This window comes from uncultured Muriicola sp., from assembly GCF_947258935.1.
GTDB lineage: Bacteria > Bacteroidota > Bacteroidia > Flavobacteriales > Flavobacteriaceae > Muriicola.
Genome location: NZ_CAMYKH010000150.1, coordinates 1 through 809, shown reverse-complemented (window position 1 = coordinate 809; position 809 = coordinate 1). Strand labels below are relative to the sequence as shown.

General features: G+C 40.9%; 3 protein-coding genes. All 3 read left to right on the top strand.

The features are described from left to right. Positions 1–245 (top strand): hypothetical protein (locus Q0X72_RS13810; RefSeq protein WP_297766606.1); only part of this gene is annotated, 245 nt, incomplete at its 5' end. 105 nt (positions 246–350) lie between these two features. After that, positions 351–563 carry a hypothetical protein gene (locus tag Q0X72_RS13805; protein WP_297766603.1) on the top strand — a complete coding sequence of 71 codons (213 nt, stop codon included), beginning with the start codon at positions 351–353 and terminating at the stop codon, positions 561–563. After that, on the top strand, positions 536–809 hold a 274-nt coding region (locus Q0X72_RS13800; protein WP_297766599.1), incomplete at its 3' end, for a hypothetical protein. The genes Q0X72_RS13805 and Q0X72_RS13800, both read left to right, overlap by 28 nt.

Sequence of the window (809 nt, the reverse complement as noted above, 5' to 3'; positions counted from 1 at the left end):
TGCCTATGAAAGCCAAGGTAATCGACAGAGTTTCGCAGCCGAGACAGTTAGCAACGCTTGTATCCTTTATTTTGGTTTTGGCTTTGGGATACCAGGCCTATAGTCTTATGGAAATTTTTGAAAATCTTAGTCAAAATTGGGAAGAAATAGATTCTACTGAAAGTCAGAAATCAAATCTGACCTTACAGTACGATAAAGAGGTCAAGAAAAAGCAAGATATGGGTTTTGATATTGAAAATAATTAATCGATTTACTATTAGATAACCTACTGCACCTATAATTTGCAAAGAGTGTGTGACGATCAGGCGGTTCTTATTCAGCCGGTCGAACTTTAACTGAGATGGTAAGTAATGATGAACTTTAAGACTATCCCGATTTTAGCCCTAATGGGTATTTTTTTTCTTTTCATAGTATATGAAGTTGTTGCACTGGTATTTGCGCTGGGTGCCTATATTTTTCTGGCCATCCACAAAGATCTGCCAGGCGCAGGTTTGATGGCAACCGCATCCAATGGGTACAGAATACCTCTGGAGACATGCCCAACTACGTTTATGACCCGATAACTGACTCATGGGGGCAGGTGTTAAACTCATATATACGTAACTACGTTTATGACCTGACAACTAATAAGTATTTTCGCCACTACATCCCAGATGACGAAGACCTGGATTTCGATGCAGAATATTATGTTGAAGACCTGACCGCAGGCACAGCATACATACAAACAGATAGTCCGGCTGTACTGGTCGATCCCCAGAGCGATGGTGACTTTTCCGTTAATGCCATGTGGATTAACGGCGACAGAGAAA

What these genes read in the sequence shown, in the direction of transcription:
- Q0X72_RS13805 (WP_297766603.1), top strand. Translation starts at nt 351, where the DNA reads ATGATGAACTTTAAGACTATCCCGATTTTAGCCCTAATGGGTATTTTT.